Source organism: uncultured Cyclobacterium sp. (assembly GCF_963977555.1).
Classification (GTDB): domain Bacteria; phylum Bacteroidota; class Bacteroidia; order Cytophagales; family Cyclobacteriaceae; genus Cyclobacterium.
This window is the reverse complement of sequence record NZ_CAXBPD010000018.1, coordinates 1-25,282: the sequence shown is the minus strand read 5'-3', so window position 1 is coordinate 25,282 and position 25,282 is coordinate 1. Positions and strand designations below refer to the sequence as shown.

The window sequence follows — 25,282 nt, the reverse complement described above, 5'->3', positions numbered from 1 at the left end:
CAAATTATCTGAATGAAATCATCCTTCACAAAGTCAGTAACTTAGCTATAAAAAAGCATGTGGGTAAAAAGTGCATAAGTATCTAATTACCTGTACAGAATAGTGAGTAATTAATTTAGGATTGTTTTACCAACATATCCACTCTATAATAATAACAATAGTTTTTTTAATTTATGAAAATCCTAAAATAAATAAGGTGTGTATAACCCTTCAAGCTTAAATTTTCATTCAATTCATATTTTTAAATTTCAGCTGTCTTTCCAATACGCTTTTCCAAATTTCAATCTGTGATTAAATCACTTCCTATCTTGTGATTCTTAAAAAATTTGAATGTTGAAATTTAAATGATTTCAATTCTAGTTTTTAAATCTTGAATGCTTTAAAAATTAAATAAAGGGGGCCAATTTGGCAATCAATTTTTTAAACCAAAATAGTTTAGCTTTGATTTGAAAAAATTCCTCAAAACTTGAAGTGAAATCTCAGACTCCTTAAATCATGGTTTTCGCTTCTTTAAAAATTGTGGAAGAGCATCCTTCTGGTTCAAAACAAATATCATTTACTCATTTTTTTTATAAAACACAAAAAATCAACTTTCTAAGTTGCTTGTTACAAACTGCTTAAATCTTTGCAATTTATTATGCATGCATAATTATTTTTATTAAATTGAAGCGATAGAAGGAAATGAAAAAGGAAGAAACCATAGATTTTCAGATTAAATCCTGTTGGCATTCAATCTCCAGAATGTATAACCAAAAGGCGAATATGGAAGGAATTACAACTTCCATGGGATTTGTGCTAATAAACATACATGCTACTGAGGGAACAGCTGCTACTAAAATTGCGCCCAAGATGGGTTTGGAATCCAGAAGTCTAACACGGTTGCTCAAAACCATGGTAGAAAAAGGATTGATAGTTAAAATTCCCGATATAGCCGACAAACGATCTGTTAAGGTTTATTTAACAGAAAAAGGGAAAAAAAAAAAAGCAGCAGCAGTAAGTACTATAAAGGAGTTTAACGTAAAGGTCCGTGAAAAGCTAACTGAAGAAGAGTTTGGAGACTTTTTTGTACTATTTAAAAAAATTAATGCCGTAATAGAGGAACTCCAGAAATCGTAGAACAAACAGAAATATTCAATAACAATAAGCAAATATATAACCAATGAAAAAAAGCATAAAAAAAGTTGCCGTTTTAGGCTCCGGAATTATGGGGTCGAGGATTGCTTGTCATTTCGCCAATATTGGGGTTGAAGTGTTGCTTTTGGATATAGTTCCTAAAGCCCCAAATGATAAAGAAGCAAAAAAAGGCCTAACCATTGAAAGCAAGGAGGTAAGAAACAGAATAGTTAATGAGGCGTTAAAAAGCACTCTTTCTTCTAAACCTTCCCCTATTTACGACAAGGATTACGTGAATAGGATTACTACAGGTAATTTTGACGATGATTTGCCAGAAATCAATGGGTACGATTGGGTAATTGAAGTTATCGTTGAGAACCTTGAGATCAAACAAGGCCTCTATGAAAAAGTAGAAAAATATCGAAAACCTGGAACACTTATAACTTCCAATACCTCTGGAATACCCATCCATTTAATGAGTGACAATAGGTCTCAGGACTTTCAGGAATGTTTTGCTGGGACCCATTTTTTCAATCCTCCGAGATACCTTCGATTGTTTGAAATTATACCTGGTCCTAAGACCAAACCGGAAATCATAGATTTTTTAATGGATTATGGAGATAGATTCCTTGGTAAAGAAACCGTTTTATGTAAAGATACGCCAGCCTTTATAGCCAATAGAATTGGTGTATATGCGCTTATTTCTGCTATACACACCATAGAAGAGCAAGGGCTTACTGTATCTGAAGTGGATAAGATGACTGGAACAGTGATAGGAAGAGCAAAATCAGCCACTTTTAGGACTTTAGATGTTGTTGGCTTAGATACTACTGTACATGTAGCCAACAACCTCTATAAGGTGCTAGAACACGATGAATCAAGAGAAAAATTTATATTACCTAAGAGTGTTCAAGTTTTAAATGACAATAAATGGTTAGGTGACAAAAGCGGTAAAGGCTTTTTTCAAATGATAAGACATGATGATGGTCGCAAGGAACTGAAGGAAATCGATTTTCAAACCTACGAATATAAACCGGTAGATAAACCAAAAATTGAGGCATTAGAAGCTTCTAAGGGCATTGATGATTTAAAAGAAAGAATCAAGTTTTTGGTTAATTATCAAGACAAGGCAGGAACTTTTTATAGGGCTATCTTTTACGACCTGTTTCGTTATTGTTCTTTTAGAATTCCAGAGATAGCAGACGAGTTGTATCGAATAGACCAAGCGGTTAGTGCTGGATTTGGTTGGGAATACGGGCCCTTTGAAAACTGGGATATTTTGGGAGTAAAAACTACCGTAGAAGCAATGGAAAAAGCAGGTGAAAAACCTGCAGAGTGGGTTTACGAGATGTTAGCAGCTGGGCATACCAGTTTCTATAAAGTGGAAGATGGTAAAAAACAATACTATGACATTCCAACGCAATCCTATAAACCTGTCCCCGGATTAGAAGAGTACATACTTCTGGATACCCTTAAGTCTACTCAGAAGAAAGTTTGGGGTAATGAAGGCGCATCCATTTATGATCTTGGGGATGATGTAATCGGGCTTGAATTTCATACTAAAATGAATTCTCTTGGCCAGGAAGTAATTGAAGGTATCAATACGGCCATTACTATGGCAGAGAAGTCTTACAAAGGTTTAGTGATAGGCAATGAAGGAGGCAATTTTTCTGCTGGTGCGAATTTGGCCATGTTGTACATGTATGCAGGGGATCAGGATTTCGATGAAATCAATTTGATGATAGCTCAATTTCAAAACACCGTATTAAGAGCAAGGTTTTCGTCAGTGCCAGTAGTAGTAGCTCCTCATAATATGGCTTTAGGCGGCGGTTGTGAACTGTCTCTTCACGCAGATGCCGTTCAAGCACACGCTGAATTGTACATGGGCTTAGTAGAAGTAGGCGTGGGCCTTATTCCTGCAGGTGGCGGAACGAAAGAAATGACACTAAGATTTTCTAAAAACATTGTTCCTGGTGATGTTGAATTAAATCGATTGCAGGAAACATTTATGAACATTGCTACTGCTAAGGTTTCTACTTCAGCAGCTGAGGCACAAAACTTAGGCTATCTTGAACAAAAGGATGCAATTACCATCAATAGAAAGCGTCAATTGGCGGAAGCAAAAGAAAAGGTTATCGCATTATTTGATGCAGGGTATACGCAGCCTATAGAGCGAACAGACATTAAAGTGTTAGGAAAGTCATCACTGGCACTTTTCGAAACTGGGATATCTGGAATGCGATATGGTGCTTATATTTCTGAACACGATGCAAAAATTGCCAATAAATTAGCTTGGATAATGAGTGGCGGTGATCTATCTACACCCACAGAAGTAAGTGAAAGGTACTTGCTGGATTTAGAAAGAGAAGCTTTCCTCAGTCTTACTGGGGAAAAGAAAACTTTGGAAAGGATTCATAGTATTCTTTTCAAAGGCAAACCTTTGAGGAATTAAGCACAAAAGTCCAATAAATTAAAAATTGGTCCTGCTTTGATATTTCAAAGCAAGCTTTATTCAATTTAACCTTATTCAAGCATTTAAATATACATCAAATGGAAGCATATATTATCAATGGCTATAGATCGGCAATAGGAAAAGCAAAAAAGGGAGGTTTTAGATTTTACCGGCCTGATGATTTGGCCGCCGATATTATCAAATACTTAATGGCTGATACCCCAGGTTTGGAAGCCAAAATGGTAGATGACCTAATTGTAGGTAACGCTGTTCCGGAAGCAGAGCAAGGCATGCAAATGGGACGAATGATATCGTTATTGGCCTTGTCAGAAGATACTCCTGGTTTTATTATCAACAGGTATTGCGGCTCAGGTTTGGAAGCAATTGCTTTGGCAACGGCAAAAATCAAATCTGGAATGGCCGATTGCATCATTGCTGGTGGGACGGAGTCCATGTCTATGGTGCCCATGATGGGTTATAAAACAGCGCTGAATTACAATATATCTACTCATAACCCTGATTACTATTTAAGCATGGGTTTGACAGCAGAGGAATTGGCAAAAGATTTTAATGTGACCAGAGAAGACTCAGATCAGTTTGCTGTCAGGTCTCATGAAAAAGCAATAAGTGCCATTAAAGAAGGAAGGTTTAAGGATGAGATTGTACCAGTAGAGGTAGAAGAAACCTATCTGGATGAAAATTTAAAAAGAAAGACCAGAAAATATACTGTAGATACTGATGAGGGACCAAGACCAGGGACTACCATGGAGGTCCTAGCCAATTTGAAGCCTGTGTTTAGGCAAGGTGGGCAGGTTACGGCGGGAAACTCCTCTCAAACTTCAGATGGGGCTTCATTTGTTGTCGTCATGTCCGAAAGGATGATGAAAGAACTTGGTTTGGAGCCTATGGCTAGACTAGCTTCCTATAGTGTAGGAGGAGTAGAGCCTAGAATAATGGGCATGGGCCCAAAAATAGCTGTTCCAAAAGCCCTTAAACAAGCAGGAATAAGTTTAAATGACATAGATTTAATAGAATTAAACGAGGCATTTGCCGCACAGGCTTTGGGAGTAATTCGATCTTTGGACTTCAACCCAGACATTGTCAATGTAAATGGAGGAGCTGTCGCTTTAGGACATCCGCTAGGTTGTACAGGAGCCAAGCTTACCGTGCAAATCATGAATGAGTTAAAAAGAAGGGAAGGTAAATATGGACTCGTTACAGCATGTGTTGGAGGAGGTCAAGGTGTAGCAGGAGTCATAGAGCTGTTATAGTTATATTTGGTTGGGGTAATTGGCTTTGAGCTAAAATTACCTTATGATTTTAGCTCAAAGTTTAAATTATCTAAAGAGAAATGAACGATGGAAACGATTAATAAAAAAAATGCCCTTGATGGTGGAGCGTACCTTATCAAAGAAACCGAAGCTTCTGCTGTATTCATACCTGAGGAATTCAGCGAGGAACAAAAAATGATGGCTCAAGCATGTCAGGATTTTCTTGACATGGAGATTACTCCTAAAATGGAAGAAATCGACAGCATGAAAAATCCTGACCTCGTGCCTACAATTTTAAAGAAAGCAGGAGAGCTAGGGCTACTCGGAATAGCTGTTCCTGAAGAATACGGAGGGTTGGGCATGAGTTTCAACACTTCCATGCTTATTGCAGATATTATCGGTGCAGCAGGTTCATTTTCCACTACCTATGGGGCACATTCTGGAATAGGAACGCTTCCGGTACTTTATTATGGGACAGAGGAGCAAAAGCAAAAGTACCTACCCAAGCTTACCAATGCGGACTGGGCAGCTTGTTATTGTTTGACGGAACCAGATGCAGGGTCTGATGCAAACAGTGGCAAAACCAAAGCTGTTTTAAATAAAGAGCAAACCCATTACCTGATCAATGGACAGAAAATGTGGATATCAAATGCTGGCTTTGCGGATTTCTTTATAGTTTTTGCCAAAATTGAAGACGACAAAAACCTTTCAGCATTTTTGGTTGAAAAGACCTTCGGTGGAATCACAATGAATGCCGAAGAGAAAAAAATGGGCATCAAAGGTAGTTCTACACGCCAGGTTTTTTTTAATGATTGTCCTGTGCCTGTGGAAAACTTGCTATCGGAAAGGGGAAAAGGATTTAAAATTGCCGTGAATATTCTCAATATTGGGCGAATAAAATTAGGCGCTGGGGTCTTGGGAGGATGCAGGACAATTTTAGGTTATTCCATAAAATACAGTGCTGATAGGAAACAATTTGGCGTTTCCATCAATTCCTTCGGGGCCATTCAAGCGAAGCTTGCAGAAATGGCCATTAGAACATATGCATGTGAATCGCTATGTTATCGTGCGGGTCAGGACGTAGAAGACAGAATAGCGGCTTTAGAAGCTGAAGGAATGGAGCCCAATAAAGCCAAACTTAAAGGGGTAGAACAATTTGCTATAGAATGTGCCATTGCCAAGGTTCATGGATCTGAGGTGTTGGATTATGTTACCGACCAAGGCGTACAAATTTATGGAGGCATGGGATATTCAGCGGATGCTCCTATGGAACGTGCCTTTAGGGACGCCAGAATTTCCAGAATTTATGAAGGAACGAACGAGATTAATAGAATTTTGATGGTAGGCATGTTGCTTAAGCGGGCCATGAAAGGTGAGATTGACGTTTTTGGTCCAGCCATGGCTGTAGCAAATGAGTTAACATCAGTACCCAGCTTCTCGAGTGCGGATACTTCTCAACCTTTATCAGCAGAAAAAGAAACCTTGAAAAACCTTAAAAAGGTATTTCTGATGATCGGGGGAAAAGTAGCTAAGGATTTAGGCGCTAAAATGGAACAGGAACAAGAGATTATGATGAACTTGGCAGATATTATGATCGAAATATATGCAGTTGAATCTACTTTGTTACGTACCGAGAAATTGATGAATAAAAATGGTGAAGAGGCCGTGAAGGATCAATTGTCAGCTACCAAAGTTTATCTTTACGAAGCAGTAGAAAAAATTCAATCTGCTGGAAAAGAAGCGATCATGTCATTTACCAAGGGGGATGAGCAGAAAATGCTTTTGATGGGTTTAAAGCGATTCACCAAGTATGATAATGTAAATACCAAAGATTTGCGTCGTGAAATTGCGGCATCCCTTATCGCTAAAGGAAAATATTTCTTCTTTCATGCTTAATAAATAAAAATGAGTCAAAATGAAGCTTGGCTAAGTGGGCCAATACCTGAAATTCCATTTCTGCTCCAACCAGCAGCACATGCGCTTGTACAAGCAGAATTGGAATTGAAGGAATGTATGGAAAACTTTCCCGATAAGCTGCTTTGGAAGACCGTAGCAGGGAGAGCTAGTGTGGGTTTTCACCTACAGCATTTATTCGGGGTGATGGATCGACTTACCACCTATGCCAGGGAACTTCCTTTATCAGACAATCAATTTGGTTATTTGAAAAAAGAGAATACGCCAGACTTTAACTTGACCTCTAAGGAATTGGTAAGTCGTTTTAGCGAAAAACTTTCTGAGACACTGAACCTCTTCAGTCAAACTACTGATGAGGAACTTAGGGCTTTTCGTACAGTAGGAAGAAAGAAACTTCCTACAACTGTCATGGGTTTGTACTTCCATATTGCTGAACATAGTCAACGCCATTTTGGACAACTTTTGGTAACCGTAAGTGTGCTCAAAGAACGAGAATTGATGAATGATAAGACGTAGATTTTGAAAGATTTACCTTGCAATAGCAATGAGGAAATTTTCCCCACTTTTAATTACAAAACAAATCACTTCGCTAAGCAATTATTTTCTAAATTACAGCCTAAACTCTCTCTAGCAAAACGCTAGTTGATCCTGTAAAGTGAAAAGTAACTGAGCGAATGAATATCATCAAACAAATCATTTTTATCCTTCTGTCCTTGTTTCTGCTGTATTTTTCCTTTACTACTATAAGGCAAATAGTACTTTATGGGCCAGTTCAATTGGGTTTTGGTGAGTCATTTTTTCTTGCTTTTTTGATCAATTTATGTGTCACCGGAATCTTCGCATTTCCAGGTTTCGTGTTGCCCACCCATAGGATATTGCCGAACGGTTATTATGCCATTAAAAATCCCTCTAAGGTGATGAAATGGTATCGTATTCTGGGTGTGGAATATTTTCAAAAATTACTAATGCTATTCTTTTGGGGAAGAAAAGCCAACAGGAAGAAGTTTTTTGATGGAACTAAAAGTGGTTTGAAAAATTTCAATTACTTATCCAAACAATCTGAATTCGGCCATTTGGGACCTTTTATAATTATTCTTCTGATAGCCATTTTTTTTATATTTTCCTCTTATCTCCTTTTGATGATTTTTACAGTTCTTATTAATTTTATAGGTAACCTTTATCCCGTAATCCTTCAAAGGTACCATAGGATAAGAATTGGAAAAATATTGTCCAATTGAATTTACCGGACTAGTAATATGTTTTGCCAATTGGAACTGTATCATTTCAGCTTATATCATAAATTCGCAAACGTTTCAGGTTTTGTTGATAATTAACATGATGTTAAAATTTGACGAGTGAAACCTGGTAGGTTTTATTTGCATAAGAGCCAAATGATAAAAAAAGATAGGCTGATGATTTTAGGTTACAGGTAAATACTGAAAAGTCATTGACTAAGAATTAATTTCATATGAAAACGATGAAAGTGGGAGTAGGGGGAGGTTGTCACTGGTGTACTGAAGGGGTATTCCAATCTGTGCATGGTGTAAAGACAGTCAAGCAAGGATGGATTTCTTCTGAAGCTCCTTATAAGGAGTGGTCGGAAGGCGTAGAAATTACTTTTGACCCTCTTTTGGTTGATTTACCTTTGCTAATAGCCATTCACTTGTATTCACATAGTTGCACAAGTGATCATGCCTTTAGACAAAAGTACAGGTCAGCCATTTATTACTTCAATGAGGAGCAGAAAGAGATCAGTAAGTCTGCATTGATAGCCTTACAGCCTGATTTTGATCAGCCAATTGTCACCAAAGTTATTCCGTTTATCGATTTTAGATTGAATACAGCGCAATTCCTGGATTACTATACGAAAAACCCTGAGCTGCCTTTTTGCACCAACTATATTAAACCTAAACTAAATGCCTTGAAAGAACGTTTTCAAAAGCAAATGGTTAATTAATCCTTATGTCTGGATTATTTATGAATTTAGAAAAAAATAAAATACCTATGAATTGGAATGATGTCATCAGCTATGCCAATAATGGAAATTTAAAACCCGATCGTAGGGTGGAAAAATCAGATGCTGAATGGAAAAAACAGCTTACTGAAGAGGAGTTTCGAGTAGCAAGACAAAAGGGAACTGAGAGGGCTTTTAGCTCAGCTGTTTGCAGTTCTTTTGAGCCAGGTATATATGCTTGCATTTGCTGTGGAACTTTGCTTTTTGATGCCAGTGAAAAATTTGAAAGTGGAACAGGTTGGCCTTCATTCACACAGCCAATTAAAGACAATGCGGTTGCGCATCACAAAGACAGCAGTTTTGGAATGGTACGGGTGGAGACCACTTGCAATACTTGTGATGCACATTTAGGACACGTTTTTCCAGATGGCCCGGCACCTAGCGGTTTGCGCTTTTGTATGAATGCCGTTTCCTTGAAAAAAGTGGAAGCGGAGGATAAAAAATAAAAGCCTAGATAGGTAACATTCAGGAAAGCAATGCCTGCAATCTGCAGGCCATTCAAATGTGCTATGGATCTGTGTCGCTAATGATAGCAATGGATTATAACCCACTTCAATAATGGAAATTTTTTACCAATTCAGTTAAAAATCAAACTTTCAGTAAGGTGAAAGAAGATTTTTGATTAAAAACAACAGCCAATGACCTATTCCAAATCGAATCTACTGGAAAAAATTAATCTAAGGCCGACTTTAATTTTACTAGTGGTCTTTTTATCCATACCTGCATTGGCGCAGCAGAATGCTGTACCGGTATTTGAAAATGGAGAAGCACAGGAGGTAGCAGCTTTTAAAGATGAAAGCAAATGGATTCGACATGACCTTTGGGTGGAGACGGATTTTGACAGTGATGCGGATGGCAAAATGGACCGTATGCATGTGGATGTGACACGTCCATATCAAACCGAATACGAAGGATTAAAACTTCCAGTAATTTATGTATCAAGTCCCTACTTCACTGGAGTAGCTCCAGATGTTCCCGGTCTTTTTTGGGAGGTAAGACATGAATTGGGAAAGCCACCAAAAGATAGGGCACATCCTGAAGTCAAGACCATGTATAAACGACCGTTCATTTCTGACTCCCATATCCGTGAATGGGTGCCAAGAGGTTACATTGTCGTCCATTCCTCATCACCTGGAACAGGTTTGTCCCAAGGTTCACCTACAGTGGGTGGACAAAATGAATCTCTTGCGCCCAAGGCAGTGATTGACTGGCTTTGTGGTAGAAGAAAAGGCTTTACTACCATTGATGGTAACGAAAAGGTTGAAGCTTTCTGGTCCACAGGTAAAGTTGGGATGACCGGAACTTCCTATAATGGGACCATTCCGCTTGCTGCTGCCACCACTGGTGTGGAAGGCCTGGAAGCCATTATACCTATTGCACCCAATACCTCTTACTATCATTACTATCGGTCGAATGGCTTAGTGCGTTCTCCTGGCGGATACCTAGGGGAAGACATCGATGTCTTGTACGATTTTATCCACAGCGGAGATACAGCCATGAGAGCGAGCAATAATGCACGTATTCGAGACAAAGAAATGAAAGATGGGATGGATAGAGAAAGTGGGGATTTAAACGATTTTTGGTATGGGCGAGATTACCTATACCAAATGGAACCCATGAAAGCAGCCTTATTGATGTCCCACGGGTTTAATGATTGGAATGTGATGCCAGAGCATAGCTATAGAATCTATAAAAAGGCTGTTGAAATGGGTATTCCATCCCAACTTTATTACCACCAGGATGGGCATGGCGGACCACCTCCTTTTTCCATGATGAACCGTTGGTTTACCAGGTATTTGCATGGTATAGAAAATGGCGTTGAAAAGGATGCTAAGGTTTGGATCGTTCGTGAAAACGATTCCCATGATAAGCCTACGCCTTATACCGCTTATCCTAATCCCAATGCCTTCACAGTACCTTTATTCCTCAAGGGGAATGCGCCGGGTATTGGCGAATTAAATCTGGAGAAAACAGACAATCAGGGAACGGAGACCTTGGTGGACAATTTCTCCTATGATGGAGCATCTCTCGCTCAGGCCGAAATAACAAATCACCGACTTTTGTTTGTATCTCCAGAATTAAAAGAGGACCTTCATTTATCTGGAACACCAGACATAACCATAAAGCTTGCTTCTAGTAAGCCAGCTGCCAACATTTCGGTTTGGCTTGTTTCATTGCCTTGGAATCCAGCTAAAAACGCAAAAATCACCAATAATATTATTACCAGAGGTTGGGCAGACCCTCAAAACCATAGTTCTCTGCGCAAAGGAAAACCACTTAAACCTGGAAAATTCTATACCTTTTCATTTCCCCTCCAGCCCGACGACCAGGTCATCCCTAAAGGACAGAAAATTGGTTTGATGATTTTTTCTAGTGACAAGGAATTTACCATTTGGCCAGACCCAGGCACAGCACTAACAATTGATCTTGAAAAGACTACTTTAGAATTGCCTGTGGTGGGTGGAAAAGAGGCCATCATTCAAAGCTTTACCAAGCCATAAACCTTACTTTAGGCGAAGTAGGGTTTAGGAATTACTAAAATGAGCTAAACCGAAGTATAAAAACATTCGTTTGATCCATTAAGATGCAATCAAAAGTTTCTTCTTATATTGACTATAAAACCTTACTGATCTTTGTCCCCTTTATTTATCCCCAATATTCATTTTAGTTAAATTACCATGAAAACACACATACTAGCCTTATTCGTCCTTTTGTTTCTTTCCCAGGGATTAATGGCCCAAGAAAAAGTAAAGGACTTTACGCTGCCTGCTGTAGGAGACGAAAAACCTTTTGTTTTAAGTGAAGCAAAAGGAAAATATGTTGCATTACATTTTTTGCTTAAAACAGAATGCCCTTATTGCATTCGACATACCAATGATTATGTAGAAGAAACGGCTGGACTTGATGATGTGATTCAGGTATTTATCAAACCTGATTCCGATGAGGAAATAAAGGAATGGGCAGAAAACCTCGAGGTAGAAGATGGTTTTACAATTTACCGGGATATTGATGCCCAGTTGGCGGATGAACTAGGTGTTCCTGGTGGATACTCTTTCCACAATCAATTGGTACATTACCCAGCTTTGATATTGATTGGTCCTGATGGAAAGGAACGCTACAGATATATAGGAAAGAAGAACTCCGATAGATTATCTGTTAAAAAGTTTATGACTGTTTTGGAGAATTTGAAAAAGTAAACCAAAACGAATGGATACTTGTACGCCTCTAAAAGAGAATTAGATCACTTTTAAAAGCTGATGGTTACTATAAGTAGTAACAACACCAAGTTGATAAGCAATCGAAAAATCCCTAATAAAATAGCTGTTTTGAGGTGATCTACAAGGTGCCTTTTTGTTAAGCTCATATAGAGTAAAACACTTACGAGGACGATATTAAATAGGGTGAGTGCTATGAGGGGGTAATTGTACCAAACCGGCAAGTCTATTCTGTAAAAAACCCCATAGAGTATGTAGATAACCAAGGTAAACATAGAGCTTTGGTTATTCCATTTGTTCAGTAGTTCTCTGCTTATCTTTTTTGCAAACATTTTTTATATTTATGGCAGACTCAATATAAACAATAGAAAGCCCATAACAAACCCAGGCCATTTTGAAGTTTAAACTTTCGGGAAAGATGAAAAAGGAATTAAAATTGGTATAAGTTCAATCAACATGTATTAAAATGATCGATTTAGGTTTGTAATTGATCTTCCATTACAAAAATCATCTTTTAGAATTAATAGGCAAAAAAAACCACCTTCACTACAAATGTTAGCAAAGGTGGGTTAATATTGGGATTGCATCTATTGAGAGTTCTATTTCATTGTGTGGATAGCCTTACAATGGTTTTCCCATTGCAGCATACCAGATGCCTCCATAAAGGTGTTTTAGGAAATCAGCATCTTCAAAAGCTTCTTCCACATGTCCTAAACCAGTGTAGAAAATTCTTCCTCCATCATATTCATGGTACCAGGAAATTGGGTGCACGGCCCCCATACCCATTTTTTTACCATTGCGTTCTCCTACATCATAGGAAGTCTCATCCAGTTGTAAAAGGATATTTACATCCGAATTAAAGTTTTTGTATTCGTACCACTCATCTGTCCATAGCCATTTGTCATTAAGGTGATAAGTTGACGGATGGTCTCCATTCATTACTTTTATCCTAGCAGTTTGTTGGTGAGGGTGGTGGTTGAACTGCCCACCAATCAATTTGGTATACCAAGGCCAATCATATTCTGTATCTGTAGCGCTATGAACTCCAACTACACCCTTTCCACTATTTACGAAGCGCTCAAAAGCTGCTTTCTCATCTTCGTTTAAAATGGTACCTGTAGTGCTCATCATTATGATGACATCATATTTTTCGAGGTTTTTATCGTTAATCAAACTGGCATCTTCTGTGGCATATACATTAAATCGGTGCTTATCTGCCAATTTTTTTATGGCGGCAACACCCTCAGGGATGGATTGATGCCTGAATCCTGAAGTTTTACTTAGGACCAAAGCCCTAAATTGCTGGGCTTGACCAATAGAGGGAAGGCCTGTCAATATAAGACATAATGCCAGGAGTGAATATAATTTGAGTTTATTGCTTAGAATGTTCATAGGTTAGGTTATTTTTAATTAAAATATGGAACGATTATAGCGTTTTTATTTAACAATCTCGAATTTCTCACTGGCAATTTTTCGACTAAATGCATTAAAGTGCCACCATTCAGAACCAATGCCCTTGAAACCTGCCTCTTTCATCACTTCTCGAAGCAATTCTCTATTGTCTATCTGCTGTAGATTTATTTTACCCTCTTTCAGCATTTGAGCTTCTCTGTCTGGATAAGCTGGATAACCGAAAAAATCAAAATCAGTTCCCATATCCAGTGGCTTTCCACTGCTCCGGTCGGCAATGGTAAGATCTACAGCTACGCCAAAATTGTGTAAACTACCTTTTTTTGGGTCTGCTACGTAAAGCGGTTTAACTTTTTCCGGTTTATCCAATTCATCCCATAAGATCTGTTGAACAGATTGAGGCCTAACGCCATCGAATACCAAAAAGGTCAATGAAGGGTTTTGTTGTTCCAAAGCAAGTTGCGCTTTTTTTAACATTTCAGCTACCACTGGTTGTATATAGGCCTTATCTAGTTCCCCATATACATCTTTACCAAAGAAATTATTACTTGTTGAATACCTAAGGTCTACCAATATTCCGGGAATTGCCATTTGTAGGTCTACAAGTCCTGCATCTATTAGCCGTTGTTCCAAAGCTCCCTTAACCGAAACAGTATCTATAATAGAAGTATCCAATTGAATAGGGTGTGGAAGCACTATTTCATCTTGGGCTTCTATTGCTGGTTCCAAATTTTTATCTTGTTTGCTTTGCCCACAGGCCAGGGCAATAAGACTTATTAGGCCAGCTACTATTGCTCTCATAAGCCCTCTTTATGCAACAGTGTAGTGCTGGCTTGGGCAGTTGGGAGAATGGTTACATCTGCCAAAACCACGTGAGGAGGCCTCGTTACAGCAAATCGAACTACATCTGCGATGTCTTCTGCTTTGAGGGGAGTAAAACCTTGGTAAACATTTGTTGCTTTGTCTTCATCGCCCTTAAACCGTACGAGAGAAAACTCTGTATCTACCAAACCAGGGTTGATGGCCATTACCTTGATGCCATAAGGATTCAGGTCCAGGCGCATTCCTTTGGTAATTGCGTCTACGGCATGTTTTGAACCACAATATACATTGCCTTTAGGGTATACTTCTTTACCTGCTGTCGAGCCGATATTGATGATTTGTCCTTGCTTTCTTTTTACCATACCAGGTATGATTTTTTTAGAAACGTAAAGCAAACCCTTGACATTGATATCCATCATGGCATCCCAATCGTCTTCACTTCCATTTTGGATAAAATCCAAGCCATGAGCGTTTCCTGCATTGTTGATCAAGACTTCTATTTTTTGCCAATCTTCAGGTAGGGAGTCAATGGCACTGTAAACAGCTTTTTTTTCTTTGACATCAAACACCAAATATTGGTAAGGTGTATCTTCAGGAAGGAGTGCCTCTAGTGCTACAAGTCTTTCTTTCCTACGTCCACATGCAACAATAGCAAAACCTTCTTCAGCGAGGTATATTGCGCAAGCTTTTCCTATACCGGAGGTTGCTCCAGTGATAAATGCAATTTTCTTTTCCATAAGGGAAGTTAAAATTTTTCCCCTAAGATTAAAAATCATAAGGGTTCCAATCCTTCCGGTTTATTGAAAATTTAAATACAGTGTAATGGATTTTCTTCTAATGTCTGAAATGGCTCCAGCCAATCGATCGTCGGAATGACCTTCTTGGTAAAGGTTCATCAGACCATGGGAAAAACGGACTTCAGGTGAGAATTTGAAAAATTGAAAATACAGATCGAATCCGAGCCCCATTTCCAATGCAAAATCTGTTCCTTTCAATGCAACAGGATCTTCATTGGCTTCCTCTTGATTTTTGGTTCTGAACTGGCCATTTATACCTCCTACAAAAAACATTCGGGTATTGTTAAACCGCTGAGACTTGTACTTGAGCAATAGGGGCAATTCAATTAGGGTTTCTTCGGTAAGCAAAGGTACCGTAGAGATTCCTATGCCGTTAACAGCATTTGGATCATCTGTAAAAAGCTGTAATTCTGTTCTATATTCATAAAAACCTACTTTAGGGTTAAAGAGCAAGTTTACTTGATCATGCATTCTAGCCGTAATAAGAAAACCCAAGGCAAACCCAGGAGAAAATGCTGGCATTATAGCCCTAACATTACCAAGAGCAGGGTAGTTAGGGTTGAGGAAATTGTCAGAATACTTTATTCTTAACGAGCTGTTATGCGCCGCAAGGAAGAAGCCATAGGACAAGGCATTGTTGTCACTACCTGATGGGTTAAAGATAAAACTTTTTTGTTGCGCATTTACCAGTTGGATTTGGGAAAAGAGCAAGCACAAAGAGAAAAGTACTACTTTATACCAATGTATATCGAACTTATGCCAAATGTTAGCGTTTTGCATTGTGTGTTTTTGAAACCTACCCTTTCAAGAATATTAATGAAATCATTTCCATCAGGAAAAGCCTTTACCGATTCGGGCAAATAGGTATAGGCAGAGTTGTCCTTAGAAATGACTTTACCAATCTGAGGTAAAATATATTTAAAATAAAAGGAATAAGCTTGTTTCATCGGGAATTTTTTTGGTGTGGAAAATTCCAATATGACAGTTTTCCCTCCTGGTTTAAGGACCCGATACATGTCAGCTAAGCCCTTTTCAAGATTTTCGAAGTTCCTTACTCCAAAAGAAACGATTACAGCATCAAACTTATTTTCTTCAAAGAGTAACTTTTCTGAATCACCCATCTGTAAGTCTATAAGGTGGTCCAGTTTCTTTTCCTTCATTTTCTTACGACCCACATTGAGCATACCTTCAGATATGTCAACCCCGATTATCTTATCCGGTTTCAGCGCGAGGGCTTCTATGGCAAAGTCACCTGTGCCAGTCGCTATGTCTAAAATTAACTTAGGCTGGTCATCTTTCAACATTTTAATGGCTTTTTTTCGCCAGATAATGTCTATTCCCATGCTCAGAACATGGTTTAGCAAATCGTAATTTTTGCTAATGTTGTTAAACATGTTGGCAACCTGTTGCTTTTTGCCTTCTTTTTGATTTTTGTATGGAACTACTGACATGGCTTCTATTTTCATTACAATATTACTAAGTAAACTTGAGCAATGGAAAATTGTTAATGAATTAATGGTTTGGAGACCATTCAGGAATTTAGTTACCTTTGTAAAAAAAAAGGGCCATGTTGAAGAATGCACGCTTTTTAATGAGTAATAGTGACCATACAAAGTGTCCGGCACCGACTAAGCCGGAGTTTGCTTTTATTGGTAGATCCAATGTTGGCAAAAGCTCGCTTATTAACATGCTTACTGATAATAAAAATCTTGCTAAAACCTCGGGAAGGCCAGGTAAAACGCAGCTAATCAATCACTTTGAAATTGATTCTCGCTGGTTTATGGTAGATCTTCCCGGCTATGGATTTGCGAAAGCCAATAAGAAATTGAAGGCCGAATGGAATAAAATGATTCGAAATTACCTTACAGAAAGGGAAAATCTAGTTTCGGTTTTTATTTTGATCGACAGTCGTTTGCCACCCCAGCCCATAGACATAGAATTTATTAACTGGTGTGGACAATTGCAATTACCTGTAACCATTATTTTTACAAAAGCCGACAAACAGTCTCAATCTAAGACTTCAGAACATGTTCATCGCTTTCTGGATGAAATGGATAAAATGTTTGTTGAGGCACCTGACTTTTTTGTGACCTCTGCTACGACGAAAGTAGGTAGAGATGAAGTGACTAAATTTATAGAAGAAAACGTATCGGAATACTACGAGTAGGGGGTAAGTGCCCCAGTCTTTCTCTAGTTAACCTTATAATTATAGCCAAAAAAAAACTATCATGGAATTTAAAGACATTGCCACTGTTTCTGGAAAACCAGGTTTATATAAAGTATTAAAGCCCAGCAGAAGTGGGGTAATCCTCGAATCTCTGGATGAAAAAAAAGGTAAATTGGTCGTAGGTGCCGCGCAAAGGGTATCGCTTCTAAGTGAAATATCCATTTATACCTTGACTGAAGAAGGGGCGTCGCCACTTCAGGATATCATGTATAAAATTGAAAAGGAATTTCAAGGCGACACAGGCCTGGAAGGTGCGGACAAAGAAGAATACCAAGCTTTTATGAAGCATATCCTTCCTGAATTTGATGAGGAAAGGGTCTATGCTTCTGATGTCAAAAAATTGATCAATTGGTACCATATCCTTCGTGATCAATGTCCTGAGGTTTTAGAAGAAAAAGCGGCAGATGAAACTGATTCCAAAGAAGAAGAAAAATAATATTGATGAATCCGTCTAATACAGATTCAGAACTTATTAAAACAGTTGCAGTAGACCTAAAGGATTTACTGCAACTGTCGGTTACTCCCGATAGTGTGGACCGAGATGATTTGGCAAAAGCCATAGCCCCAATGGTTTCCCAGTTACTCAATCGGGAATTTGAAAGATTTTTACAGCTTTGTTACCGCCTAGATCTCGGAGAGGGAAAAGTCCGTGAAATATTAAACCAAAGCCCACCCGAAGAACTCACCCACCGTATGTCATTGGCAATTGTAGATAGGCAATTGATAAAGGTGCATTTTCGAAGAAAATACAGTGGTTAAAACCCTGGTTTTTGTAAGGACCTGTAGAAGCCTTTACTATTTTTTGGGAAGTGAGTGAATAAGATAATAATAAGCTAGTGGCTATTTTGGATTCAAAGATAGTCCAGGAATTATTGGAACCTAACTGCTCCATTTTTTTAGATATACAGTCATAAATTGGCGGTTTCAAATAAAAATGTGGTCTGCCCCTTAGATTCCATGTCCGAAATCCTTAATTTGACAGGAGAAAACAAACCGAAGAAGTTGGGTGCATAGTCGATATATACGTAACTCTTCTGGTAAAGGATAGCTTTGTGCAAATGTTGGGCAACATGCAGAAAAAGCCAACACGCAAATAGGCACATTTGGTTTTTGCCGACACACAATCCAAACGCAAAAAACCAAAAGAGCCTATTTTTTTGCCAACGCTGAAAGAATGACTAAATTTGACAAAACTGTCAAGACAATAAAGGAAAATGGAATCATTTGGGCATTTCATAAGGACAAAAAGAGAAGATTTGGGAATGCCGTTAAGGAAATTGGCTGCCTTGCTCGACATTGACCAATCGACACTAAGTAAGATTGAAAGGAATGAAAGAGAACCCAATAAAGATATGCTACCGCTTTTGGCTAAGGTATTTAAAATGACTGAAAAAGATGTGAGCATAAAGTTTTGGGGTGAAAAAATCGCCTCTGAACTTAAAGACGAACCTTTTGGACTGGATGCTTTGAAAGTGGCAGAAAAACAATTGAAGTATTACAAAATAAATAAGAAAACCGCTCAATGAACCTGACCGAAAAGGATAAAGAAATAATTAAAAAATGCTTGGACGAAGGAAAACCCATTCCATCAATCTACAAGCAAAAGTTGTTTAATACGGAAGACACCGAGTTTGTAGAGGCGACAAAAGACTACAAACTGGTTTATAAAGGAAAGGCACGGAAAGAAGACATCATTGCCAATACACCAGCCGCCCCACTTCAAAAAATCAGGAGCTTCAACAGCGATAATACATTCGAAGATGACTGGAGTAATATGCTCATTTTTGGTGACAACCTATTGGCTTTAAAAGCCATTTACGAAGACCAACAGGGACCTAATCTATACAAGACCAAAAACAAAATAAAACTCATCTACATAGACCCACCTTTTGCAACTAAGCAGGATTTCATGAAAGACCGGGAAAAGGCATATCGTGATAAAATCATTGGTGCGCAGTTTATTGAGTTTCTGAGAAAGCGGTTGATCTTGTTGAGAGAGATTTTAGCTGATGATGGATCAATATTCGTCCATTTAGATTGGAAAAAAGGTCATTATATAAAAGCAATACTGGACGAGATATTTGGTGAACATAACTTCAAGAATGAAATAATTTGGAATTATTATGGTCCGGGTTCACCGCACATGAAGCAGTACAACAGAAAGCATGATAATATTTATTGGTACTCAAAGTCCAATGACTGGATTTTCAATGCAGATATGGTACGGACGGCACATGATGAGAAGACTAAGGGGAACTTTAAAGATGGCCTTCGTGGTTCAGGTTTTATTGATGGAGAATATGAAATTCCTGACGGAAAAGTACCAGAAGATCATTGGTTAATGGCTATCGCTGGTAGATATCCTAAGGATGGGGTTAAACGTGTAGGCTACCCTACCGAAAAGCCATTGCCTCTCTTAGAAAGGATTATTTTGGGATCATCTAATGAAGGGGACATTGTCTTGGATGCCTTTGGTGGGAGTGGTATAACTGCATGTGCAAGTGAATATCTTAACAGGAAGTGGATTGCATTGGATTGTGGTAAAATGTCAATTTACACTATACAAAGCAGACTATGTAAAATGAAAGGAATTCTTTTCAATGAGTTTCTTTCAGGAAGGCCAAGAGAAGTTAAAGGGAACGAGTTTACCTTATATCATTCAGGGATTTATGATAATCAGCTCATACTTCAAATGGATTGGGAGCAATACCGTCCTTTTGTGGCGCAGTTGTTTGGAGTTAGAATTAGTAAACATAAGGTCCATAGCCTGAAAGTTGACGGCTACATAGGAGTCAATTCTGCATATATCTGGGATTATCCCAACCAAAAAGATTTATTGCTGGATGAAGAATATGTGAAAACACTTCACGAAGCTTTGGGCGGTAGAGCTGGTGACAAATTCTATGTGATTGCTCCTATTTCATCCTTAGGCTTTATGCAGGATGAAATCAGGCATGGGAATACAATTTATGTTTTTCTGAAAGTGCCACTTTCTGTACTCATGGCTCTAATCAATAAAGGAGAACCAGGAGCACTAAAACAACCAGCAAGCGAGACAGATGTGAATGAAGTAATGGACGCCATTGGGTTTGATTTCATATCTCAGCCGCAAGTAACAGCCAATTACAAACGAGCAACACCTGACAACAAGGATCTTTTCAATGCTGCCGACAAGGATTACATCATTGAGATAACAGAATTCAAGTCAAATACCCTTGCCTACGACCCCGAAGACTTTGAAAATTTTGAAACTTTCTCCATGGTGATGGTGGATACCAATTACAATGGAGAGTATTTTCATTTGAATAAAGTCTTTTGGGCGGATAAAATTTTAGATACTGAAGCTGAAAAAGCCATTGTTCGCATTCCCGAAAAATCATTTGCTGGGGAAAAGATGATGATCATTTTCATGGATAAATATGGCAATGAATTAAAAGTAATACGCACTAAAAAGGACTTCGCATGAGCCTTCAATATAAACAAGACGATTTTGTTCTAAAAGTCAATGATTTCACTGACCGGACTAATGCCATTGTGGGAAAGTATGAAGCATACCTGGATGCAATCACCACAGAAGATTTTGAGCATGTAAGAGAAGCTATTCGCAGGTCATTACGATTTCTGGTAACAGACCAATACCAAAATACCCAAGAATTAGCGGAAGAAAACTGGAACAACAATTCCAAACTGCAATTAAAATATAATGCACTTGAGCAATACCTGCTCAATATTCAAATAAAGGACAAGAAGGCTGCAAGTATTGATTTGGCTACCGGAACAGGAAAAAGTTGGGTCATTTATGGTGTAGCTCAATTAGCATTAGCAGAAGGTTTAGTGGACAAAGTATTAGTTCTATGCCCTTCGCTCACCATTGAAGAAGAGCTCAAAAAGAAATTTGAGCAACTAGCCGGGAGCCAAACCAATCAACAAATCCTGAAAGAATTGCGAGCGGTGTATCCTGCACCAAGTATTAAGAATGCAAACGTTCCCATTTTGAGCGGAGATATTTGCGTAGAAAATATTCATGCGGTATACCAACGCACTGGTTCATCCATTCAAGACAGCTTTTCAGGCAAAGGACAAAGAACTCTTGTAATTAGTGATGAAGCGCATCATATCTACAGTCCAAATGAAGCGGCCACTAAGAAATGGTTTGACTTTATCATCAATCCAGAATATGATTTTGCTTATCACATTGGTGTAACAGGAACCCCATACGTTGCAAATGATTACTTCCATGATGTTATTTATCGATATGGGATAAAGCAGGCTATGGAAGACGGAGTAGTCAAGAAGATAGACTATAAACTGGAAGAAGCGGATCAGGATAAAGGTTGGGATGAAACCTGGCACAACCACAATGAGATCGCTCAAAAGTATAGTGGTAAATTGAAACCGCTTACCATTGTGGTAGCAGATCGGATTTACCGCACCGTTGAAATCTGGAAAGAGCTTTCAGAATACATTTCGAAAAAGGAAAAAATCAGTTTTGAGGAAGCTTCTAAAAAAGTGATTTGGGTGGCTTCCGGTATTCCTTCCAATAAACAGGAGAAAGGCATCATTGAATCGATTATAGAAAGCCCTGAAAAAGTAAGGAAGGAAAATCTGTCCACGTTAAAGACTGTGGATGAACCTGATAATCCAGTGGAATGGATTATTTCTGTAGCCATGCTGACAGAGGGATGGGATGTAAAAAATGTTTTCCAGATTGTACCACATGAACAGCGAGCATTTAATTCCAAACTTCTTATTGCACAAGTGTTGGGTAGAGGTCTGAGGATCCCTAAAGGTGTTGAACAACCAGTATATGTGCGAATCAATAACCATGAAAAATGGTCACAGGAAATTAAAGACCTGTATGAAGAAGTACTGGAACTAGAAAACCGAATTAGTTATGGTTATTCAGAGAATAGAAAGCAATATGACTTTCCGCTTTATAATCTGGATTACATAGCTGATCAAAAAACAGTAGGAAGTGAAAAACAGTCTTCTTCAAAGGAACCCAAGGTTGAAAAGCTTAAGCCTCAAAATAAAGTAAAGCAAACCTATAGCGAGTATTCTGAATCTGGTTCCGTCAGTTTTGAAATTGAAATTCAGGATAATGAACCCATTGAAGTAGCTGCAAGACAAATCAAACTCTTTCTTAAGGACAAGGATCCTGAGATTTCGAAGGAATGGCCTATCAAAAGAATTCAGGAATTCTTAAGCAGCAAACTAGATAATCTAGGTTACGACTCAACTTACGTAAGCCGGGAAAACCTTTCCACTTTCAAACAGGCGTTTGGCCCCATGTTTAGGGAAGCAGGCAAGCAGGTAGTCCGCCTAATTTTAAAAGCACACAATACAAGAGAGATAAAACTAAAGAACCTTCCTACTCAAACCTTTTCAGAAAGCAGTATAAAACGGAATGGATATCTTTTCTACTCCAAACAGGGATTGAATGAACTTAAGAAAGAAGAATATGCGATTCTGAAGGACTACTTATCAGATAAAGAGAATTTCGATGTCGTTCGAGAATCTATAGAAAAATATGGGGGAAAGGTTGCCGAGATAGACTTTTTAAAAGAAAACCTAATTGAAGTAACGGATGAAAACTTGAAAACCGTACAAAATCTGGTTTATGTTTCATTTGAACCGGAACGTCAGTTCTTGAAGGCTTTACAAGCGAATATCGAAATCATTGACTCTTTTCTAAAATCTCCGGATAAAGGGTTCTATTCATTCCCGTACTCATACAAACCAGCAGAAACAGGTTCAAGTCACGTAAAACGCGAAAATTTCAATCCTGACTTCTTTTTGAAATTGAAGGGCAAGAATGAAATGCTTGTCATAGAGATAAAAGCTGATGGCGACAGCCATCCAAAGAACAGAGCAAAATACAGGGATGCTCAAGAGCATTTCAAAGTTTTAAATGAAAAGCTACAAGAAAAGGGAGTGAAATGGTCTTACCATTTTTATTTTCTATCCCCAGATAATTACACAGATTTCTTTCAATCAATCAGAAATGGAAAACTGAACTGGAAATCTGAGCTCATGCAGATTTTAGATAATTCAAATTCACCTTTTTAATGAATAGCTGTGGCAAATCAATTTGGAGGTGAATGGACAGAAATAAAGATTAGAGTATTCAAGAAATACTTGCACGCATATATGCAAATCATGAAAGGTAAGCCTTGGAAGCTTATCTATTTTGATGGTTTTGCGGGTTCAGGAGACATTCAGACCAAAAAGGAAACGGAAGAAGTTATTGAAGGCACGGCACGGCAGGTCCTGAGCTTTGATGAACCAAGAAAATTTGATTTCTACTACTTTGTTGAGAAGGATTTAGACAATGCTCAATTGCTTCAAAGAATTATAAACAAGGAATTTCCTACTTTAACGGATAAATCAGTGGTTGCGGGTGGAGATGACTGTAATCAGAAACTACAGGATATGGCAGGTTTTCTTAAAAGTCCCAAAGGGAAAAACTACAAGGCCATTGCTTTTATTGATCCGTACGGTATGCAAGTCAAATGGGACGCTTTAGATTCATTGAAAGGACTAGGTGTTGATTTATGGATTTTGGTACCTACAGGAATTGGAATCAATAGACTTTTGAAGAAAAAGGAGAAATCTGGGCAAGTTTGGTTTGAGACTTTAGGGAATTTCTTCGGACTTGACCCAAAGGAAATAGAAGATAAATTCTATTATGAAGACCCTCAATTGGATCTATTTGGTGAACGGAAGTTCAAGAAAATTGAAAATGCAGTTGAAGCAGCTGCAATACTTTACAAAGAACGTTTGAGAACAATATTTAAACATGTTTCTGATCCTTTGCCGTTACGGAATAGTACAAATGCAGTACTTTTTCATTTCATGGCAGCCTCTAATGTTCCAGTAGCTGTAAAAATTGCAAACGACATTATCAAAAAGGAGAAATAATATGGCACAATCATCGATAGAGTGGACAGAATTGACATGGAATCCAGTAACAGGTTGTTCAAAGGTTTCGTCAGGTTGCAAGTTCTGCTATGCAGAGGTTATGTCGAGACGATTACAAGCTATGGGGTTGGAAAAATACAAAGACGGATTTAAGAAAGTAAGAACCCATTCGACAACATTAGCGGATCCCTATAAATGGAAAGGCTCAAAAATGGTGTTTGTAAATTCTATGAGTGATTTGTTTCATCCTGATGTGCCAATTGACTTTATAAAGGATGTATTTAAAGTCATGAATGATAATTTGAGTCATGTTTTTCAAGTCCTTACGAAACGTCCAGAAAGAGTGCTTGAGTTAAATGATGAGTTAACCTGGAGTAAAAATATCTGGCTCGGAACATCTGTAGAAGACGAACGAGTTATTAATAGAATTGACCTTCTACGGTTGAACAATGCATCAGTTAAATTCCTTTCCTGTGAACCACTAATTGGTTCTCTCGCAGGGATAAATTTTTCTAATATTGATTGGGTAATTGTTGGTGGAGAAAGCGGAAGAAAACCAAGACCCATGAAAAAGGAATGGGTTTTAGAAATAAAAGATCAATGTGAGATTTTTGGTTCAGCATTCTTTTTTAAGCAATGGGGTGGAACAAATAAGAAAAAGGCAGGGCGAGAATTAAATGGACAAACATATGATGAAATGCCAAATGAATATGCCTAATAAACCAGCCCACATCAGCCACACACATTGCCAAGCCGCTCAAGCCAGCCGAACCAGCCAAAGCTTGTCAAAGAGTCTGTCTTTCCCTGCGCACGAACGAAAGAAAAGAAAGCACGAGAGCAAAACATTGGCTATATGTAATGCGGGCGAATGCACTGATATGAAATCAATTACATTAAATAAATATTTCGGTAAACGGAAAGTGAAGTGCCTTGAAATCCCGCACTACGCATTTTAGAGACGTCGTGCTTCATGCAAAAAAGAGAAAACTGAACTTTGAATGCTAACCGAATTGAAATAAGTCGAAATCAACTGACAGACTAAATAGGGTCTGCTTAGAAAATAAAAAAGAAGAGATTTAGGTGAATTGAGTGGGATTTTTCAGAGATTTAGGGAAGCCAAGTGCAA

General features: G+C 38.3%; 24 protein-coding genes. 18 read left to right on the top strand and 6 right to left on the bottom strand.

Going from position 1 to position 25,282, the window contains the following annotated elements; translation table 11 throughout:
* Nucleotides 1-681 precede the first annotated feature (681 nt).
* From AAC073_RS19345 to AAC073_RS19300, 10 genes are all read left to right on the top strand, one after another.
* Nucleotides 682-1,116 carry a MarR family transcriptional regulator gene (locus tag AAC073_RS19345; protein WP_339925455.1) on the top strand — a complete coding sequence of 145 codons (435 nt, stop codon included), beginning with the start codon at nucleotides 682-684 and terminating at the stop codon, nucleotides 1,114-1,116.
* A 43-nt stretch (nucleotides 1,117-1,159) separates the two neighbouring features.
* Entirely contained in the window at nucleotides 1,160-3,565 is a 2,406-nt protein-coding gene (locus tag AAC073_RS19340; RefSeq protein ID WP_339925454.1) for a 3-hydroxyacyl-CoA dehydrogenase/enoyl-CoA hydratase family protein, read from the top strand.
* Between the two features lie 98 nt (nucleotides 3,566-3,663).
* Nucleotides 3,664-4,836: a thiolase family protein gene (locus AAC073_RS19335; protein WP_339925453.1), complete on the top strand. Its 1,173-nt coding sequence runs from the start codon at nucleotides 3,664-3,666 to the stop codon at nucleotides 4,834-4,836.
* An 87-nt stretch (nucleotides 4,837-4,923) separates the two neighbouring features.
* Nucleotides 4,924-6,732 carry an acyl-CoA dehydrogenase family protein gene (locus tag AAC073_RS19330; RefSeq protein ID WP_339925452.1) on the top strand — a complete coding sequence of 603 codons (1,809 nt, stop codon included), beginning with the start codon at nucleotides 4,924-4,926 and terminating at the stop codon, nucleotides 6,730-6,732.
* A gap of 9 nt (nucleotides 6,733-6,741) precedes the next feature.
* A complete protein-coding gene (locus tag AAC073_RS19325) occupies nucleotides 6,742-7,266 on the top strand; it encodes a DinB family protein (RefSeq protein WP_339925451.1) in 525 nt (174 codons plus the stop codon).
* Nucleotides 7,267-7,424: 158 nt separating this feature from the next.
* Nucleotides 7,425-7,988: a hypothetical protein gene (locus AAC073_RS19320; protein ID WP_339925450.1), complete on the top strand. Its 564-nt coding sequence runs from the start codon at nucleotides 7,425-7,427 to the stop codon at nucleotides 7,986-7,988.
* A 230-nt stretch (nucleotides 7,989-8,218) separates the two neighbouring features.
* Entirely contained in the window at nucleotides 8,219-8,707 is a 489-nt protein-coding gene (locus tag AAC073_RS19315; RefSeq protein WP_339925449.1) for a peptide-methionine (S)-S-oxide reductase, read from the top strand.
* Nucleotides 8,708-8,754: 47 nt separating this feature from the next.
* Nucleotides 8,755-9,210 (top strand): peptide-methionine (R)-S-oxide reductase MsrB, encoded by a 456-nt coding sequence (gene msrB, locus AAC073_RS19310; protein ID WP_339925448.1) that lies wholly within the window; start codon nucleotides 8,755-8,757, stop codon nucleotides 9,208-9,210.
* Nucleotides 9,211-9,402: 192 nt separating this feature from the next.
* On the top strand, nucleotides 9,403-11,265 hold the full coding sequence (locus AAC073_RS19305; protein WP_339925447.1) for a Xaa-Pro dipeptidyl-peptidase: 1,863 nt from the start codon (nucleotides 9,403-9,405) through the stop codon (nucleotides 11,263-11,265).
* Nucleotides 11,266-11,442: 177 nt separating this feature from the next.
* Nucleotides 11,443-11,961, top strand: coding sequence for a redoxin domain-containing protein (locus tag AAC073_RS19300; protein ID WP_339925446.1), 519 nt, complete (start codon nucleotides 11,443-11,445; stop codon nucleotides 11,959-11,961).
* Between the two features lie 50 nt (nucleotides 11,962-12,011).
* On the opposite strand, the gene AAC073_RS19295 is transcribed toward AAC073_RS19300, so the two are convergent.
* The 6 genes from AAC073_RS19295 to ubiE form a co-directional block, all read right to left on the bottom strand.
* A complete protein-coding gene (locus AAC073_RS19295) occupies nucleotides 12,012-12,311 on the bottom strand; it encodes a hypothetical protein (protein ID WP_339925445.1) in 300 nt (99 codons plus the stop codon).
* A 289-nt stretch (nucleotides 12,312-12,600) separates the two neighbouring features.
* Nucleotides 12,601-13,371, bottom strand: coding sequence for a ThuA domain-containing protein (locus AAC073_RS19290; RefSeq protein ID WP_339925444.1), 771 nt, complete (start codon nucleotides 13,369-13,371; stop codon nucleotides 12,601-12,603).
* 45 nt (nucleotides 13,372-13,416) lie between these two features.
* Entirely contained in the window at nucleotides 13,417-14,190 is a 774-nt protein-coding gene (locus AAC073_RS19285; RefSeq protein ID WP_339925443.1) for a M15 family metallopeptidase, read from the bottom strand.
* Nucleotides 14,187-14,948: an SDR family NAD(P)-dependent oxidoreductase gene (locus AAC073_RS19280; protein WP_339925442.1), complete on the bottom strand. Its 762-nt coding sequence runs from the start codon at nucleotides 14,946-14,948 to the stop codon at nucleotides 14,187-14,189. The genes AAC073_RS19285 and AAC073_RS19280 overlap by 4 nt, the downstream gene beginning before the upstream one ends.
* Nucleotides 14,949-15,008: 60 nt before the next feature.
* On the bottom strand, nucleotides 15,009-15,788 hold the full coding sequence (locus AAC073_RS19275) for an outer membrane beta-barrel protein (protein ID WP_339925441.1): 780 nt from the start codon (nucleotides 15,786-15,788) through the stop codon (nucleotides 15,009-15,011).
* Nucleotides 15,737-16,459 (bottom strand): bifunctional demethylmenaquinone methyltransferase/2-methoxy-6-polyprenyl-1,4-benzoquinol methylase UbiE, encoded by a 723-nt coding sequence (gene ubiE / locus AAC073_RS19270; protein ID WP_339925570.1) that lies wholly within the window; start codon nucleotides 16,457-16,459, stop codon nucleotides 15,737-15,739. Before ubiE ends, AAC073_RS19275 begins: the two co-directional genes overlap by 52 nt.
* 116 nt (nucleotides 16,460-16,575) lie before the next feature.
* Between ubiE and yihA the strand changes: the two genes are divergently transcribed.
* From yihA to AAC073_RS19230, 8 genes are all read left to right on the top strand, one after another.
* Entirely contained in the window at nucleotides 16,576-17,175 is a 600-nt protein-coding gene (gene yihA, locus AAC073_RS19265) for a ribosome biogenesis GTP-binding protein YihA/YsxC (protein ID WP_339925440.1), read from the top strand.
* Nucleotides 17,176-17,236: 61 nt separating this feature from the next.
* The gene (locus AAC073_RS19260; RefSeq protein WP_339925439.1) at nucleotides 17,237-17,671 is read left to right on the top strand and encodes a DUF5606 domain-containing protein; all 435 of its coding nucleotides are present in this window, start codon (nucleotides 17,237-17,239) and stop codon (nucleotides 17,669-17,671) included.
* Nucleotides 17,672-17,676: 5 nt separating this feature from the next.
* Nucleotides 17,677-17,994, top strand: coding sequence for a hypothetical protein (locus AAC073_RS19255; RefSeq protein ID WP_339925438.1), 318 nt, complete (start codon nucleotides 17,677-17,679; stop codon nucleotides 17,992-17,994).
* A gap of 455 nt (nucleotides 17,995-18,449) precedes the next feature.
* Nucleotides 18,450-18,761 (top strand): helix-turn-helix transcriptional regulator, encoded by a 312-nt coding sequence (locus AAC073_RS19250; protein WP_339925437.1) that lies wholly within the window; start codon nucleotides 18,450-18,452, stop codon nucleotides 18,759-18,761.
* On the top strand, nucleotides 18,758-20,701 hold the full coding sequence (locus AAC073_RS19245) for a site-specific DNA-methyltransferase (protein WP_339925436.1): 1,944 nt from the start codon (nucleotides 18,758-18,760) through the stop codon (nucleotides 20,699-20,701). Before AAC073_RS19250 ends, AAC073_RS19245 begins: the two co-directional genes overlap by 4 nt.
* Complete coding sequence (locus AAC073_RS19240; protein WP_339925435.1) at nucleotides 20,698-23,304, top strand: DEAD/DEAH box helicase family protein; 2,607 nt, start codon at nucleotides 20,698-20,700, stop codon at nucleotides 23,302-23,304. The genes AAC073_RS19245 and AAC073_RS19240 overlap by 4 nt, the downstream gene beginning before the upstream one ends.
* A gap of 9 nt (nucleotides 23,305-23,313) precedes the next feature.
* The gene (gene tcmP, locus AAC073_RS19235) at nucleotides 23,314-24,156 is read left to right on the top strand and encodes a three-Cys-motif partner protein TcmP (RefSeq protein ID WP_339925434.1); all 843 of its coding nucleotides are present in this window, start codon (nucleotides 23,314-23,316) and stop codon (nucleotides 24,154-24,156) included.
* 1 nt (nucleotide 24,157) lies between these two features.
* A complete protein-coding gene (locus tag AAC073_RS19230; RefSeq protein ID WP_339925433.1) occupies nucleotides 24,158-24,874 on the top strand; it encodes a phage Gp37/Gp68 family protein in 717 nt (238 codons plus the stop codon).
* Nucleotides 24,875-25,282: the final 408 nt, after the last annotated feature.

Bases quoted from the DNA above. Each gene is read 5' to 3' on its own strand.
- AAC073_RS19345 (WP_339925455.1), top strand. From the start codon at position 682: ATGAAAAAGGAAGAAACCATAGATTTTCAGATTAAATCCTGTTGGCAT.
- AAC073_RS19340 (WP_339925454.1), top strand. From the start codon at position 1,160: ATGAAAAAAAGCATAAAAAAAGTTGCCGTTTTAGGCTCCGGAATTATG.
- AAC073_RS19335 (WP_339925453.1), top strand. From the start codon at position 3,664: ATGGAAGCATATATTATCAATGGCTATAGATCGGCAATAGGAAAAGCA.
- AAC073_RS19330 (WP_339925452.1), top strand. From the start codon at position 4,924: ATGGAAACGATTAATAAAAAAAATGCCCTTGATGGTGGAGCGTACCTT.
- AAC073_RS19325 (WP_339925451.1), top strand. From the start codon at position 6,742: ATGAGTCAAAATGAAGCTTGGCTAAGTGGGCCAATACCTGAAATTCCA.
- AAC073_RS19320 (WP_339925450.1), top strand. From the start codon at position 7,425: ATGAATATCATCAAACAAATCATTTTTATCCTTCTGTCCTTGTTTCTG.
- AAC073_RS19315 (WP_339925449.1), top strand. From the start codon at position 8,219: ATGAAAACGATGAAAGTGGGAGTAGGGGGAGGTTGTCACTGGTGTACT.
- msrB (WP_339925448.1), top strand. From the start codon at position 8,755: ATGAATTGGAATGATGTCATCAGCTATGCCAATAATGGAAATTTAAAA.
- AAC073_RS19305 (WP_339925447.1), top strand. From the start codon at position 9,403: ATGACCTATTCCAAATCGAATCTACTGGAAAAAATTAATCTAAGGCCG.
- AAC073_RS19300 (WP_339925446.1), top strand. From the start codon at position 11,443: ATGAAAACACACATACTAGCCTTATTCGTCCTTTTGTTTCTTTCCCAG.
- AAC073_RS19295 (WP_339925445.1), bottom strand. From the start codon at position 12,311: ATGTTTGCAAAAAAGATAAGCAGAGAACTACTGAACAAATGGAATAAC.
- AAC073_RS19290 (WP_339925444.1), bottom strand. From the start codon at position 13,371: ATGAACATTCTAAGCAATAAACTCAAATTATATTCACTCCTGGCATTA.
- AAC073_RS19285 (WP_339925443.1), bottom strand. From the start codon at position 14,190: ATGAGAGCAATAGTAGCTGGCCTAATAAGTCTTATTGCCCTGGCCTGT.
- AAC073_RS19280 (WP_339925442.1), bottom strand. From the start codon at position 14,948: ATGGAAAAGAAAATTGCATTTATCACTGGAGCAACCTCCGGTATAGGA.
- AAC073_RS19275 (WP_339925441.1), bottom strand. From the start codon at position 15,788: ATGCAAAACGCTAACATTTGGCATAAGTTCGATATACATTGGTATAAA.
- ubiE (WP_339925570.1), bottom strand. From the start codon at position 16,459: ATGTCAGTAGTTCCATACAAAAATCAAAAAGAAGGCAAAAAGCAACAG.
- yihA (WP_339925440.1), top strand. From the start codon at position 16,576: ATGTTGAAGAATGCACGCTTTTTAATGAGTAATAGTGACCATACAAAG.
- AAC073_RS19260 (WP_339925439.1), top strand. From the start codon at position 17,237: ATGGAATTTAAAGACATTGCCACTGTTTCTGGAAAACCAGGTTTATAT.
- AAC073_RS19255 (WP_339925438.1), top strand. From the start codon at position 17,677: ATGAATCCGTCTAATACAGATTCAGAACTTATTAAAACAGTTGCAGTA.
- AAC073_RS19250 (WP_339925437.1), top strand. From the start codon at position 18,450: ATGGAATCATTTGGGCATTTCATAAGGACAAAAAGAGAAGATTTGGGA.
- AAC073_RS19245 (WP_339925436.1), top strand. From the start codon at position 18,758: ATGAACCTGACCGAAAAGGATAAAGAAATAATTAAAAAATGCTTGGAC.
- AAC073_RS19240 (WP_339925435.1), top strand. From the start codon at position 20,698: ATGAGCCTTCAATATAAACAAGACGATTTTGTTCTAAAAGTCAATGAT.
- AAC073_RS19230 (WP_339925433.1), top strand. From the start codon at position 24,158: ATGGCACAATCATCGATAGAGTGGACAGAATTGACATGGAATCCAGTA.